At 35.6% G+C, this 15,242-nt stretch carries 11 protein-coding genes; all 11 read left to right on the top strand.

Annotated features, from left to right (window positions below):
- Positions 1-3,946: glycosyltransferase (locus ABF638_RS32200; RefSeq protein ID WP_435026912.1), on the top strand; the 3,946-nt coding region annotated here is incomplete at its 5' end.
- A gap of 19 nt (positions 3,947-3,965) precedes the next feature.
- Entirely contained in the window at positions 3,966-5,717 is a 1,752-nt protein-coding gene (locus ABF638_RS32195; RefSeq protein WP_435026911.1) for a hypothetical protein, read from the top strand.
- A gap of 50 nt (positions 5,718-5,767) precedes the next feature.
- Positions 5,768-7,111, top strand: coding sequence for a glycosyltransferase (locus tag ABF638_RS32190; RefSeq protein ID WP_435026910.1), 1,344 nt, complete (start codon positions 5,768-5,770; stop codon positions 7,109-7,111).
- Entirely contained in the window at positions 7,104-8,171 is a 1,068-nt protein-coding gene (locus ABF638_RS32185) for an NAD-dependent epimerase/dehydratase family protein (RefSeq protein ID WP_435026909.1), read from the top strand. Before ABF638_RS32190 ends, ABF638_RS32185 begins: the two co-directional genes overlap by 8 nt.
- 39 nt (positions 8,172-8,210) lie before the next feature.
- The gene (locus ABF638_RS32180) at positions 8,211-8,882 is read left to right on the top strand and encodes a class I SAM-dependent methyltransferase (protein WP_435026908.1); all 672 of its coding nucleotides are present in this window, start codon (positions 8,211-8,213) and stop codon (positions 8,880-8,882) included.
- A gap of 67 nt (positions 8,883-8,949) precedes the next feature.
- Complete coding sequence (locus ABF638_RS32175; protein ID WP_435026907.1) at positions 8,950-10,017, top strand: NAD-dependent epimerase/dehydratase family protein; 1,068 nt, start codon at positions 8,950-8,952, stop codon at positions 10,015-10,017.
- Between the two features lie 175 nt (positions 10,018-10,192).
- Positions 10,193-11,212: a glycosyltransferase gene (locus ABF638_RS32170; RefSeq protein ID WP_435026906.1), complete on the top strand. Its 1,020-nt coding sequence runs from the start codon at positions 10,193-10,195 to the stop codon at positions 11,210-11,212.
- On the top strand, positions 11,209-12,126 hold the full coding sequence (locus tag ABF638_RS32165; protein WP_435026905.1) for a glycosyltransferase family 2 protein: 918 nt from the start codon (positions 11,209-11,211) through the stop codon (positions 12,124-12,126). The genes ABF638_RS32170 and ABF638_RS32165 overlap by 4 nt, the downstream gene beginning before the upstream one ends.
- A gap of 17 nt (positions 12,127-12,143) precedes the next feature.
- Entirely contained in the window at positions 12,144-13,214 is a 1,071-nt protein-coding gene (locus tag ABF638_RS32160; protein ID WP_435026904.1) for a glycosyltransferase family 4 protein, read from the top strand.
- Positions 13,215-13,311: 97 nt separating this feature from the next.
- Positions 13,312-14,388 carry a glucose-1-phosphate thymidylyltransferase gene (locus ABF638_RS32155; RefSeq protein ID WP_435026903.1) on the top strand — a complete coding sequence of 359 codons (1,077 nt, stop codon included), beginning with the start codon at positions 13,312-13,314 and terminating at the stop codon, positions 14,386-14,388.
- Between the two features lie 104 nt (positions 14,389-14,492).
- Positions 14,493-15,038, top strand: coding sequence for a dTDP-4-dehydrorhamnose 3,5-epimerase (gene rfbC, locus ABF638_RS32150; RefSeq protein WP_435026902.1), 546 nt, complete (start codon positions 14,493-14,495; stop codon positions 15,036-15,038).
- The last annotated feature ends 204 nt before the right edge of the window (positions 15,039-15,242 follow it).

Here is a 15,242-nt window from a genome sequence, read left to right as displayed (position 1 = left end):
GTCTCAACTACAACAAACACAGACAGAGTTAGAGCGATCGCAGTCTCAACTACAACAAACACAGACAGAGTTAGAGCGATCGCAGTCTCAACTACAAGAAACTCAGACAGAATTAGAGCAATCGCAGTCTCAACTGCAAGAAACTCAGACAGAATTGGAGCGATCGCAGTCTCAACTACAACAAACACAGACAGAATTAGAGCGATCGCAGTCTCAACTACAACAAACACAGACAGAATTAGAGCAATCACAGTCTCAACTAGAAGAGACTCAAGATGAGTTACAGCGATCGCAGTCTCAACTACGACAGAATCAAACAGAATTGAAGCGATCGCACTCTCAATTGCAACAGACTCAAAGAAAGTTGGATTTTCTTAAAATTACCACTCGGATCAGATTTTTGAATAATCCACTAATCAAAATTATCACAAAATCTTCTAAATTCAATGAAATATCTCCCTCTAGATATCTGCAAGGTAATTTAGAAACACCAAGAACTCAAGAAAATAACATTAATGATACGTTGCTAGTTTCAGGCTGGCTTTTCAGTAGAGAAGCCAAAATTAAATCTCTCATCTTGGTGAAAGACAATTTGGTAGAAAATCAAATTGAGTACGGATTTTCACGTCCCGATGTATCTCAAGCATATCCAGATGTAGAAAATGCAGGTTCATCAGGATTTGTATATAGTTTGATGTTAAACAATCAACACTCTGGCTACATAGATATTCAAATTTGGGCAATCTTTGAAACTGGAGAACCAATTTGTTGTTTTGCCAGACGCGTTAATTTTCAAACTCCCAGTCGAGATAAATACATTAAAAGTTTAGAAAGTCAAAAAAATCTTCTTTTCTTTATGCGTAGCAGCTTAATCAAAGCTATGACTGCCTATAAACAGGGAAGATTACCACTTTCTCCAGCTTTGTGGGTTTATCATCTCCGGCGTTATTATAGGCAAATTAAGCATTTTCAAAATGCAGATATCGAATACTCCGGCATAATTCATCCGTGGCAAACGCAAGATTTATATCAAAGATGGCTTCAGACTAATGTCTTATCATCAAATCTTTTAGCCAAGATGGGAGAAGATGCTGAAAAACTTGCCCCAAAGGGAGTAAAAATCAGCATTGTTGTACCTGTTTACAATACTCCCAAGCATTTCCTTCAAGAAATGATTGACTCAGTAAGAAATCAAATATATCCAAATTGGGAATTATGCATTGCTGATGATGCCTCAACAAAGCCTCATATCAAACAATTCTTGCAACAAGTAATAATAGAAGACTCACGAATCAAAATTGTTTTTCGGCAAGAAAATGGCCATATTGTCGAAGCTACTAATTCGGCATTAGAAATTGCCACTGGTGATTATGTAGCGCTCTTGGATCATGATGATATTTTATCGAAGGATGCGCTATTACACGTTGCCGAATGTATAGAAAAGCATCCGGAAGTAGACTGGATTTATACCGATGAAGACAAAATAAACGAATCTGGATACCACTTCGATCCACAAATGAAAGGTGCGTGGAGTCCGGAAATGGCGATTACTCACAACTTCACTCATCACCTAACAGTCATCCGCAAAACTCTAATAGATCAAATTGGAGGAATGCGAAAGGGATTTGAGGGAGCGCAGGATCTCGATTTATTTTTGCGTGTGAGCGAGAAAACAACGCCAGATAAAGTTCACCACATCCCCCATGTATGCTATCACTGGCGAACACACCCTGGTAGCACAGCCTCACATGGTACGCAAAAGCAGTATGTATTTGATAGCGCCTACAATGCCATAGAAGATGCAATTCAACGCAGGGGTTTAAAAGCTAAAACATTTTTACCCTCCATTGCTAAACAACACGGCTTATGCCTACACCAGCTTAAATGGGATTATTCCCTAATAGCCGAAAATAATGTCACAATTGTTATTCCGACAAAGGATAGAGTAGACCTACTACAAAAATGCATTTCTAGTCTACAAAAAACCGTAGATCAGCGGTTTGTCAAACTATTAATCATTGATGACTGCTCAAAAGAACAATCAACTCACCAATACTTTAAAAAATTACAACAAGACTGCGTATTTCAATGTCGAGTTATTCGCTCCGAACGTAGAATAGATGTTTTTAATTATGCCAAATTAATGAATTTGGGTTGCGAGCATGTCGATACACCGTATATGCTTCACCTTAATAATGATATACAAGCTTTAGAGCCAGGTTGGTTAGAAGACATGGTTGGTTGGATGTCCATAGATGGTGTGGGTGTCGTGGGAGCTAAACTTTTATATCCCGATAGCACTATTCAACACGCTGGAGTTGTAGTCGGATACCACAATGGACTAGCTGACCATTTATTTCATCGTTTGCATAAAGATGAAATTGGCTATATTTGTTTACCCCATGCAGCACGCAACGCTTCAGCAGTGACAGGTGCTTGTATGCTGACATCAACCAACCTGTATCGTCAACTTGGTGGCTTTGATGAAGATAATTTTGCAGTTGAATATAACGATGTTGATTATTGCTTACGTGTGTTGCGTTCGGGAAAACGTATTGTTTATACACCTCAAGCCATCCTGATACACGAGACTAGCGTATCTAGAGGTAAAAGTTATAACCCCAGTGAACATATTAACTTTATTGAAAAATACAAGTACTTTGTAGATCCATTCTTTAATAAAAATTTAGAGATAAATTCTATGCTTATGGCTATTAATCCTTACCATTATAGCCATGTAGATAGAATATCAACGGCAAAAATTCTCTTTATTACTCACAACCTAAATCTAGAAGGTGCGCCACTAATCGTTTACAATTATGCTCGTTATTTTGCAACTACATCTGGGTGTGAAATATGTGTAGTTTCTTGTATGGATGGTGTTTTACGACAGGAGTATGAGAAATTAAATATTCAGGTAATGATTTTCCAAGAAACATTACCTTTACAGCAGGAAAGTTTAGAAAAGTATCACCAGCGTCTCCAAGAATTTGGAGATAACCTAAATTTAAATTCATATAACTTGGTAGTATGTAATACATTACTCAGTTTCTGGGGTATCGAGTTGGCTAAACTCTTTAAATTGCCAACTATCTGGCATATTCATGAAAGTCAAAGTCTAAATATGAGCATCAATAATTTCTTTGGTCATGCATCTAAAGAAATTATGCAGGAAATATTGCCGGATTGCTTTGTCAACGCTACAAGAGTAATTTATCAGGCTGAAGCTACCCGCAGGATTTTTCATCAATTTGATATCAAAGACAATTTCCGCACCATACCAGGAGGAATCGACTTAGAAAAAATCAAAGATTTTCGGAATCTCTATCACAAACATCAGTTACGGGATAAATATGCAATTAATCAAGAGCATCTAGTAATTTCTATAATTGGTACTACATGTCAACGCAAAGGTCAACACATCTTTATTGAAGCCCTTAAAGAGTTAGAGAAACTCTGTCCTAACAAGTTTGGTAATATATCTTGTCTCATAGTAGGTGCTAGAAATAGTACATATATAGATAGCAATTATCTAGAGTTTTTGAAAAATCAAATACAAGATTTCTCGCTTAATAACGTTTCTATTTATTTTGAGACTAAAGATGTTTATGATTTTTATGCCTTGAGTGATATTTTTATCTGTGCATCTTTTGAAGAATCTTTCCCTAGAGTATTGCTAGAAGCAATGGCATTTGAATTAAAGATTATCAGCACCGATGTATTTGGCATTCCAGAAATAATCAATGATGGCGGTGAAGGCTATTTAGTACAGCCAGGGGATGCCAAAGCGCTAGCTGCTGCAATCCATAAATGCATAATTGAGCCAGAAATATCAGATCGTTTGGCAAAAAATAGTTACGCTAAAATTTGTCGGTTATTTGATAACAAAAATCTTCTTCAACAGCATTGGCTATTAGCAAAAGAAATTATTTTGAGCCAGTCTTAAACAAAAAGTGCCGCAAATTATGTTCAATAAATCTCTTGCCTTGCCAAAAACAAACGCACTCTTAGTAGTTTATTCTTTACCAGTTATTCTACTTTTATGGTTTATTACTACATTCAGTGTAAACGTACCCTTTTGGGACGATTGGGGGTTAGTCAATTTTTTTGAGAAAATTTATAGCGGTACTATAAATTTCGGGGATTTTTTTGCCCAGCACAACGAGCATCGGATTTTTTTTCCAAGAATAATATTTGCTATTATTGCATTTTCCTCGAAGTGGAATATTAAATTAGAAAATTATTTTAGCTTTTTACTAGCTTTAGTAAATTTCGTTTTTTTATATAAAATTGCAGCTTCTAGTTACAATGAAAATAATAAAATATTATTTCATTTATTTAATATCACAACTTGTATTATAAATTTTTCTTTAATTCAGTACGAAAATTGGCTATGGGGCTTTCAAATAGCTTGGTTATTCATAAATACATGCTTAATCATAGCAGTTTTCATTCTTACTGTACCAAAAAACTTCCATCCCAATTCCAGACTATTGCTTGCATCAATATGCTGTTTTATTGCTAGCTTTTCGTCAGCTCATGGATTACTGTCTTGGTTGGCAGTACTTCCATCAGTATACTTAATTGAAGGAACAACTAAACAGAAAAAAATCAGGTTTTTGGTATGGGTAGTACTTTTTAGTTTTTGTGTTGCTATATACTTTATTGGTTATCAAAAACCTTCTCAACATCCTAGTATATTCTTTCTTTTACAGCAGCCATTTATTACATCGGAGTTTTTCTTTACTATCATAGGTTCTTCATTCTATAAGAATATTTTTCCTCCTGTAGTTATTGGGTTAATAATCTTATTTGTTTTTTTATTCTTTAATGTCACTTGTTTCAAAAACTATCAATCAGATTTTATCAATAAAGCAAACCCCTGGATATCACTAGGTTGGTTTCCAATTTTGTTTGCATTAATAACGACTGTTGGTAGAGCTGGTATGGGTATTGAGCAAGCTGCTATATCAAGATACAAGACTGTTTCGATCTTATTAATCATATCCTGCCTACAATTGTGGCGATTATGTATTTTATATAAAGGGAAAGATGCAGGAAAAAATACATATATATTATTTTCACAATCTTTCCTGGTATTTCTAATATTCATTTTTGTATTTAGCTCTACAAATAGTATTATAGAAGTTCAAAATAGTTTTATTCAAAGGAAGGCTGGTCAAAATTGCTTAGAAATTATCAATTTTCTAGATAAATCTATCAGTAATTCACCTGGTAACTGTTTACAGTTTATTTATCCAGAAGAATTGCAGATACTAAAATTAAGTAAAACTCTTCAAAAATTACAGTTTAGGGATTTTCCTCAAAATATAAATTTTCTCACGAAAGTTGAGAAATTTCACGGTTTTATTGACGTTCCTTCAACAACAAAACAAGCATTAAATCTACGGAGAAGCGATACTTTAAAGTTGCTTGGCTGGGCTATTCTCCCGGAACAGCAAGAACAGCCACCCATAGTTTTACTATCCCACGGCAATAATCGATCCTTTTTTGCCACTGGGCTTATAAATTTAACAAGACCTGATGTAGCTACAGCTTTACATTCAAGCCTTTACAAGACATCAGGTTGGGAAGCAAATGTTTCTCTAAAATCTCTACCAGCTGGTGAAACTGTTATTAAGGGTTGGGTTTATGACCGAAAAAATCGACAGTTTATACAGTTGAATAATGAACCAAAGATAAAAATAATGGAGTAAAAAAATCATATCGTCTATAAACAATTATATTTATTATTCAGGAGAAGAAAATGAGTAATATAACCAAAATGTTAAAAAAAATATTGCGGTCAAAAATACTAAAGTTTTTACTAGGTGGTAGTTTAGCAGCAGCACTAAATTTGGTACTGATTTATTTAATAATTGAAAAACTAGGATTTAATACAGCTTTTTTGCGTAATATAGCCAATATAATATCAATTGAAGTCGCGCTGATTTTTAGTTTTTTTATATACCGAACTTGGGTTTGGACTGGTGGTATTTGGAATCCTAGAGAAGTATTTTTACGACAACTTCCTCTGTATCATGTTTCTGCCGGACTTGCAATTATTACTCGTGTTTTCTTTATTTTTCCGGTTTTAGATTGGTTAAAAGTTAACTATGCAATCAATACTATAATAGGCGCACTTGTTAGTGCATCGATTAATTATTTGATTAGCGATCGCTTTGTATTTAAAACCACAACACAAAAAAATCATGACAATTCACAGACAGAAAAAATCTCAGTTACGTATTATCCAGAATCATTTGCTCCAGCCCTATCAGTAAATTCTAGCTTCAGAAAAGATGAATCAATAACTATAGATACTTCAAAATATGTCAAGACTTTATCAATAGTAATTCCAGCCTACAATGAAGAAGATTGCATAGTTCCAACTGTTCAAACTATTAGCAAATTTTTGGAAGAAGAAAAAATAGATTACGAAATTTTAGTTGTTAATGACAACAGCAAAGATCAAACAGAAGAATTATTGCAGCAGATGAATTTTCAAAATAATAAGCTGCGTTATCTAAATAATTATTATCCTAACGGCTTTGGCTTTGCAGTTCGCTGTGGGTTAGAAAATTTTACAGGAGATGCTGTAGCGGTAGTTATGGCAGATAGTTCAGATGCACCAGAAGACATTGTATCTTATTACTATAAACTGCAAGAGGGATACGATTGTGTTTTTGGTTCCCGCTTTATTAAAGGAGGTAAAGTAATTGACTATCCCAGCCACAAATTAATTGTAAATCGTTTAGCTAACTTGTTTATTAAAATTTTATTTGGTTTAAAATTCAATGACACTACCAATGCATTTAAGATTTATCGTAAAGAAGTTATTGAAGGGATCTCACCATTAGTATCTCATCATTTCAACTTAACCGTAGAGATGCCACTCAAAGCTATAGCAAGAGGGTATTCTTATACAACTGTTCCAATTACTTGGAGAAATAGAACTACTGGAGTTTCTAAGTTAAAGCTAAAGGAAATGGGGAGTCGATATTTGTTTATAGTTCTCTACATTTGGCTAGAAAAACATTTATCGCGTGGAGATTATCATCTAAGCAAAAATAGACTGTTAGGAAATCAAAGGTTGAAATCAAATGGCTGAGAATATTCTGATTTTAGGAGGGGCTGGTTTTGTTGGCAGTTGTTTAGCAATTAGTCTAAAAAAGCATCATCCTCAATGGAAGATTATCTGCTTTGATAATCTCCGAAGGCGTGGTTCAGAATTAAATCTTTCTAGACTAAAAAATTTGGGAATTGACTTTATTCATGGTGATATTCGCTTTTCTAGCGATTTAGATCCTGGAATGTTTAACGTCGATACTATCATTGATTGTTCTGCTGAACCTTCTGTACTTGCAGGATTTGCCTCTCCACAATACGTCCTGCAAACGAATTTAGTAGGAACGATGAATGTCCTTGAACTAGCTAGACAAATCCATGCTCGTTTACTCTTTCTATCGACTAGTCGTGTTTATCCAATTGAAACACTGAAATCAATTAATTTAGTAGAACTACCAACCCGCTTTAGCATTACTCCTGACCAGACAATACCTGGAGTATCTCATTTTGGTATTGCAGAGGAATTTCCACTCCAAAGCTATCGTTCTCTATACGGTACTACTAAACTTGCCTCGGAAATGCTGATCGAAGAGTATCGACAAGCTTATAATATTCAAGCAATAGTCAACCGTTGTGGTGTAATTACAGGCCCTTGGCAAATGGGTAAAGTTGACCAAGGTGTTTTCGTTTTGTGGTTAGCCGCACACTATTTTGAAAAGTCTCTTAGTTATATAGGCTATGGCGGTACAGGCAAACAAGTTAGAGATTTATTGCATATTGAAGATTTGTTAAGTTTGATTAATTATCAATTAGAAAATTTTTCAGAACTAGATGGGGATGTTTTAAATGTTGGTGGAGGGGCTGATAATAGTCTATCTCTATTAGAGACTACTAGACTATGTGAGGCAATTACTGGTAAATCTATTCCTATCAAATCAGAAGAAACAGCTAGACAAGCTGACATCCCCATTTATATTACAGATGCTTCCAAGATCAGCTCTAAGACTGGATGGAAACCAATCATGAATCCAGAACGGACTCTCCAAGATATTTATAACTGGATTATTGAGTATGAAAAAATGCTTGAGCCTATATTATCTTAAGTTGTTTAGTGAAAACCAACTTTTTGCGAGCCAAAACCTATGAAAAAAGAAGAGTACCTTAAAAAACTTTACTCTAATCGTTTTGATCATAAACAAAGAAGAGCTAAAATAGCTCTGTGGAAAACTTTAATTGAGGAATTCTTGCAAAAACATTTGGGAAAAGACTCAGTTACTTTAGATATTGGTGGGGGCTATTGTGAGTTTATTAATAATATAAAAGCAAAAGAAAAATACTTAATTGATATCAATCCTGATTCTCAGGCATTTGCCAATCCTGATGTAAATATTTTCAATCTGGATATTTTGAACAAAACAGAACAGGAGAAAGTAACGGAACGCTTTGACAAAATATTTGTTTCAAATTTTTTTGAACATTTAAACAATAAGGAAGAACTAGTTGAAGTTTTGTTATTTTGCTTTAACTACCTCAAACCTGGAGGAGCGATATTAATCATACAGCCAAACTTCAAGTATTCTGTTAAGGAATATTATGATTTTATCGATCATCAATTACCAATCACCCATCTTTCTCTTCAAGAATTATTACATACTCTTGGTTTTAAAATTGATGTTTTAATTCCCAGGTTTTTACCATATTCAACTAAAGGTAGACCAGGGTCGCCTAATCTTTTGAAGCTTTATCTCAAGTTACCATTCCTTTGGAGTTTTCTGGGAGGGCAGATGTTTATCAAAGCATCCAAACCCCTCTAGTTTAACTGCCATTATAAATCTATTGTATCTTAAAATGTGGATTGTACTGTAAGTGAGTCAAAATATTATGCCCACCGTTTTAATTACTGGTTCCTCTGGTCTCATTGGTTCAGAATCAGTTCATTTTTTTGCACACAACGGTTTTAATGTTGTGGGTATCGATAATAATATGCGGGCGGTATTTTTTGGTGAATCTGCTTCGACAGAATGGAATCGTCAGATATTACAAGAGAAATATGGTGATAGTTATCGTCATTATGACATTGATATCCGCGATCGCTCCGCAGTCGAAAACCTATTTCAAGAATATTCCTCCGATATTTCTCTGATTATTCATACAGCAGCCCAGCCATCCCATGATTGGGCTGCAAAAGACCCTCATACAGATTTTACAGTTAATGCCAACGGTACTTTAGTATTACTAGAAGCAACTAGACAATACTGTCCTGATGCAATTTTTATATTTACCTCAACCAATAAAGTCTATGGAGATGTTCCTAATTATCTACCTTTGCAAGAGTTAGCAACTCGTTGGGAAATTGAACCAAATCATCAATATATAGAAGGCATTAATGAGTCAATGACAATTGACAATTCCAAACATTCTCTATTTGGTGCTTCTAAAGTTGCCGCAGATATTCTAGTTCAAGAATATGGTAAATACTTCGGCATGAAAACTGCTAGCTTTAGAGGAGGTTGCCTGACTGGCCCGAACCATTCTGGTACTCAATTGCACGGCTTTCTAGCATACTTAATGAAATGTACTATTTTTAGTGAAACTTACACTATATTTGGCTATCAAGGCAAACAAGTTAGAGATAATATACATAGTTATGATCTTGTCAATGCCTTTTACCATTTTTATAAAAATCCCAGATGTGGAGAAGTTTATAACATTGGGGGTTCTCGACATAGCAATTGTTCTATGCTAGAAGCAATATCAATTTGTGAGAATATCGTAGGTAAAAAGCTGCAATACACCTATACAGAACAGAATCGCTCTGGCGATCATATTTGGTACATTTCAGATGTCAAAAAGTTTCGTTCTGACTATCCAAAATGGGAATACAAGTATAATCTTCAACAAATACTAGAGGAGATTTATTATGCTCAAGTATATAGAAAAGAAAACTAAACTAGTCTACAAATCATTAGACATCTAAATAAAATATAGCCCATAAATGCATAAGGATTGATATTCTTTTTGAGAAATATCTCCGACATGTATGAAAATTATCCCCGCTTTCCCCTCAAAATGATAGCTTTAGAAAAGCTGTACATCTCATTATGTCAAAATAAATTCAACTTAAATGCAGGATATAGAAAAAATCGGTATTGTTTTAGCAACCTATAATCCTCAGCTTGAATATTTTCAAAAACAGATTCAGTCTATTAAAAATCAGACTTGGCGCAATTGGGTTTGTCACATTGTTGATGACTGCTCGCAATCTGAATATCAAACTGCAATTCAAAAAATTGTTGGCAATGATTCACGGTTTATTTTTCATTTTCATAGAGAAAATCTTAAACATTACTATAATTTTGAGCGTGGTTTACAATACTGTGTTTTAGACTCTACAATTACAGCGATTGCTTTTTCAGATCAAGATGATATTTGGGAAGCAAAAAAATTAGAAATATTGCTGGCAGAACTACGTTCTAAACAAGTGCTTTTGGTTCATTCTGATCTGAAACTTATCAATAGTCACGACGAAACTATTCATCCTTCTGCCTGGGATTTTGAGGGACGTAATCCTGAAAAAGCTACAGTAGAATTGTTATTACTTCGCAATGTGGTTACAGGATGCTCTTTATTATTTTGTACTTCTCTGATTCCCTGTATTCTCCCCTTCCCCAAACATGAATTTGGTTGGCATCACGACTGGTGGGTAGCTTTAGTTGCAATTCAAAAAGGTAAAATAGCCCATCTTCGGCAACCATTAATCCGTTATAGAATTCACAATTCTAATACAGTTGGGGTAGTCCAAGATGCTGGGAAGATATACACTGAGTTTATAGTATGGACTAGGAATAAATATCGAATTAGAGGTAAAAGCTATTTATTTCATTATAACTTAAGTAAAGCACTTGCTGATCGTTTTCAAAGTGAAACTAATTCAAGTTTAACTAATTCTTTTGATATTCTCCGATTAGATTTTGGTTTAGGAATTCTCAAGCTTTGCTACCAAAGTTGGCAAAATAGATATGGTTCTGAAGGTATAGCTTTACGAATTTTGATTATTAAGATTTTGTTTGATATTAAAAGGGTTAAAAATTATATATTTAAGTTTTTGTCAATATCTCACTATAATAAGATCCAAAACAAATGAATCAACAGCAACCTATTTCTGTGTCGGTTATTTTAGTTAACTATAATGGAAAAGAGATTCTACTAGATTGCTTAAACTCTATACAAAAGTTTATTGATATACCTAACTATGAAATCATCCTTGTAGACAATGCTTCTAGCGATGGTAGCGTTGAATTAGTAGCAGTAAATTACCCCCACATTCGCCTAGTCAAACAGATAGAAAATCGCGGCTTTGGGGCAGGGAATAATGTCGGTGCAAAATTTGCTACTGGAGAATTCTTATTTTTGTTAAATACTGATACTGTACTTATTAATAATATTCTACCGCATCTAATTCAGTTGATGCAAGCAGACCCACAAGTAGGAATTATTGGGCCAAAATTGCTGAATCCAGATGGAAGCTTACAAATTTCAGTTTCACCAGCGTTAGGAATTAAAGGTGAATATGAAGCTCGTCAAATGCACCAAGCTTATCAAAATATATCTCAGCAAAATTTAATTGAGCAGAAATTCCAAGAAATTCAAGAAGTCGATATTGTTGTAGGGGCTGCTTTTTTTATTCGCTCAAGTTTATTTAATGATTTAGGTGGATTTGACGAAAATTTTTTCATGTATTTTGAAGAATCAGATTTATGCCAAAGAGCGCAGTATCGAGGATATAAAATTATCTACACGCCTGATGTATCTTTGATTCATTTGAAAGGATATTCGATTCAAAAGGCTGCTAATATAATGGCTATTGAATATAGACGTAGCCAGATTTATTACTATCAAAAACATCGCCCTTTGTGGGAACAATTACTATTACGTATATATATCTTTTATAAATTTTTTGGCGAATTTATAACCACAGCTAATCCTAACAGCCTGAAAATTATAATTTTATTATTTACCGTGGAAAAATCTGCTGTTAAAATATCTGTATCTAATTAATAAAAAATAATTTTATTATGCCTGTTCTCGCAAATCTATCTTTTGCACCAACTCAACCAACAGGTTGGTTAAATTATAGTCTGAATTTATTAAAAGAGCTAAAAAATTTAGATGTTGACGTATTAAGTCCACTAAAAATATCTGGCATTAAATGTTATTATTCTCCACCAGATATTACGACAGATTTTGGCATAAAAGGGCATTTAAAGCGCCTGCTATGGACGCAGTTTAAACTGCCGAATATATATCATAAAAGGAATTCTAATCTACTATTTTCTCCTATTCCAGAGGCTCCTTTATTTTCTTCTTGTTCTTATATAGTTACTGTTCATGATTTAATTCCTCTTAGATTTCCACAATGGTTTTCTGTGACACAGCAGCTTTATTGCAGCTATTATATTCGTGCTGTAATCAGACAATCAAAACACGTTATTTGTAATTCAATAGCAACGGCTGAAGATTTAAGCCAATTTTTGGGAGTTTCCCAGGATAAAATAACTGCAATTCCACTAGCTTATGATGTCAAAAATTTTTTTTGCTTGGATTTACCAACGCAAAATTATTTCCTTTATTTAGGACGGCATAATCCTCACAAAAATACTGAACGTTTAATTGCCGCTTTTGCGGCATTACCTAACTGTAAAGATTACGAACTTTGGTTAGCAGGACCCAGCGATCGCCGTTATACTCCAGTTTTGACAGCGCAAGTTGAGAAACTAGGTATAACTAATCAAGTGAAGTTCCTAGACTATATTCCTTACAGCGAATTGCCAAAAATCATCAATCAAGCGATCGCTCTGGTTTTCCCCAGTCTTTGGGAAGGTTTTGGTTTACCCGTCCTCGAAGCAATGGCTTGTGGTACTCCCGTTATTACCTCCAATATCTCCTCCTTACCAGAGGTTGCTGGCGATGCGGCGATTCTGATCGATCCCTACAAAGTCGGAGAAATTACAGAGGCGATGCAGGCGATCGCAACTAATTCGGGGTTGCGATCGCACCTTTCTAGCCAAGGTATCACTCACTCCCAACAATTCAGTTGGGAAAAAACAGGAAAAGTAACTGTCGAAGTTTTATCCCGCTACTTATGAAAGACAAACTAACACCAGAATTAGATGCCAGGATTTAGGATTTTGTCCAGATTTCAGATTATCTTGACTAATGACTTACAACTAATCCTCAATCCTTATGAAAGCACTAATTCTCTCTGGCGGGAAAGGTACACGCCTACGTCCCCTCACCTATAGCGGAGCAAAACAACTCGTACCAGTTGCGAATAAACCTGTTTTATGGTATGGCATTGAAGAAATGGTCGCTGCTGGTATTACTGATATTGGTATCATCATCAGCCCAGAAACTGGAGCAGAAGTCCAAGGGAAAACCGGAAATGGAGAATACTTTGGAGCAAACATCACCTACATCGTACAAGAGCAGCCACTCGGACTTGCTCACGCCGTCCAAATTGCCCATCCGTTTTTAGAAAATTCTCCCTTTGTCATGTACTTGGGCGATAACCTCATTCAACTAGGTGAGTTACGTTACTTTCTGCAACAATTTAGTCAACAACAGCCAGATGCTCTGATTCTCTTGCGTTCGGTTGCCAACCCTAGCGCCTTTGGTGTGGCTCAGGTAGATGAAACAGGACGGGTATTACAATTGATTGAGAAACCGAAAGTTCCTCCTTCAAATCTGGCATTGGTAGGAGTTTATTTCTTTTCTCACCTCATCTTTGATGCGATCGCAAATATCCAACCTTCCACCAGAGGCGAACTAGAAATCACTGATGCTATTCAATACCTAATTAATCAGGAAAAGCAAGTTTTAGCTTACAATCTCAAAGGCTGGTGGTTAGACACTGGTAAGAAAGATGACTTATTAGAAGCTAACCGATTGATTCTCGATACATATTTAACAGCATCAGTTCTTGGTGAAGTCGATGACCAAAGTCAGATTATTGGGCGAGTCCAAATCGGTGCAAAATCTCAAGTAATTAACTGCACAATTCGGGGGCCAGTAGTCATTGGTAGCAATTGTCATTTAGAAAACTGCTTTATTGGCCCTTATAGTAGTATTGCTAACAATGTGACACTGGTTGATACTGATTTAGAACACAGTGTGATTTTAGAAAGTGCTAAAATTGCCGGAATTCATCAGCGCATAATTGATAGTGTTATTGGACAAAGGGCACAATTGACTCTCGCACCCCGTCGCCCCAAAGCCTTGCGATTTCTAATTGGTGATGACTGTCAAATTGAATTAACTTAAAAATAGGAAAAGCCACGGTCGAAGTGTTACCTGCTAGCTGTAGAATACAAGCATTAAATTACTCTCACAATTAACACTGTGGCGGATTACTCGAAATAATATTGATGAGCATTGTACATACTAGAATTCCCGAAGTTATACAACTTGAACCCCAAGTATTTGCTGACGATCGCGGGTTCTTTTTTGAAGCCTACAACGACCGAAAATTTGCTCAAGAGACTGGTATTGTTACCAAATTCGTCCAAGATAACCACTCTGGCTCCAAACAAAACGTTCTGCGGGGATTGCATTACCAAATCCAACAACCCCAAGGTAAACTTGTCCGGGCTATTGTTGGCACTATCTTTGACGTAGCCGTAGATATTAGAAAAAGCTCCACTACCTTCGGTAAGTGGGTAGGTTATGAACTCAGTGCTGAGAACAAACGCCTACTGTGGATACCACCAGGCTTTGCTCATGGCTTTCTCGTGCTTTCAGAAATAGCCGAAGTTCTCTACAAAGCTACAGATTACTACGCACCCCAAGGCGATCGCACAATTCTATGGAACGATCCAGATTTAGCTATAGATTGGCCCCTAAGTGCCTCACCGATTTTATCAGCTAAAGACCAAGCTGGGAAATCTTTGAGAACTGCTGAAATATTTGATTAAGTAGTCATTGGTCATTGGTCATTGGTCATTGGTACATACCCCATCTCTTGTAATAGCCTAAGCTTACTTTGATGGTGGGCGGAAAAACTTTGAAATAATTCAAACCATGTTAAAGAGTGGGCGCAATACGGTTCGGTTAAGGCAAGAGACGCGATAAATCGCCGTCTCTACAATAATCAGTCCTTTGTAGAGACGGCGATTTAT

The sequence above is a fragment of the Nostoc sp. CALU 1950 genome, from assembly GCF_051172895.1.
GTDB lineage: Bacteria > Cyanobacteriota > Cyanobacteriia > Cyanobacteriales > Nostocaceae > Nostoc > Nostoc edaphicum_A.
This window is presented reverse-complemented; position numbering and strand designations above follow the sequence as displayed.

What these genes read in the sequence shown, in the direction of transcription:
- ABF638_RS32180 (WP_435026908.1), top strand. Translation starts at nt 8,211, where the DNA reads ATGAAAAAAGAAGAGTACCTTAAAAAACTTTACTCTAATCGTTTTGAT.
- ABF638_RS32195 (WP_435026911.1), top strand. Translation starts at nt 3,966, where the DNA reads ATGTTCAATAAATCTCTTGCCTTGCCAAAAACAAACGCACTCTTAGTA.
- ABF638_RS32165 (WP_435026905.1), top strand. Translation starts at nt 11,209, where the DNA reads ATGAATCAACAGCAACCTATTTCTGTGTCGGTTATTTTAGTTAACTAT.
- ABF638_RS32185 (WP_435026909.1), top strand. Translation starts at nt 7,104, where the DNA reads ATGGCTGAGAATATTCTGATTTTAGGAGGGGCTGGTTTTGTTGGCAGT.
- ABF638_RS32175 (WP_435026907.1), top strand. Translation starts at nt 8,950, where the DNA reads ATGCCCACCGTTTTAATTACTGGTTCCTCTGGTCTCATTGGTTCAGAA.
- ABF638_RS32160 (WP_435026904.1), top strand. Translation starts at nt 12,144, where the DNA reads ATGCCTGTTCTCGCAAATCTATCTTTTGCACCAACTCAACCAACAGGT.
- rfbC (WP_435026902.1), top strand. Translation starts at nt 14,493, where the DNA reads ATGAGCATTGTACATACTAGAATTCCCGAAGTTATACAACTTGAACCC.
- ABF638_RS32190 (WP_435026910.1), top strand. Translation starts at nt 5,768, where the DNA reads ATGAGTAATATAACCAAAATGTTAAAAAAAATATTGCGGTCAAAAATA.
- ABF638_RS32170 (WP_435026906.1), top strand. Translation starts at nt 10,193, where the DNA reads ATGCAGGATATAGAAAAAATCGGTATTGTTTTAGCAACCTATAATCCT.
- ABF638_RS32155 (WP_435026903.1), top strand. Translation starts at nt 13,312, where the DNA reads ATGAAAGCACTAATTCTCTCTGGCGGGAAAGGTACACGCCTACGTCCC.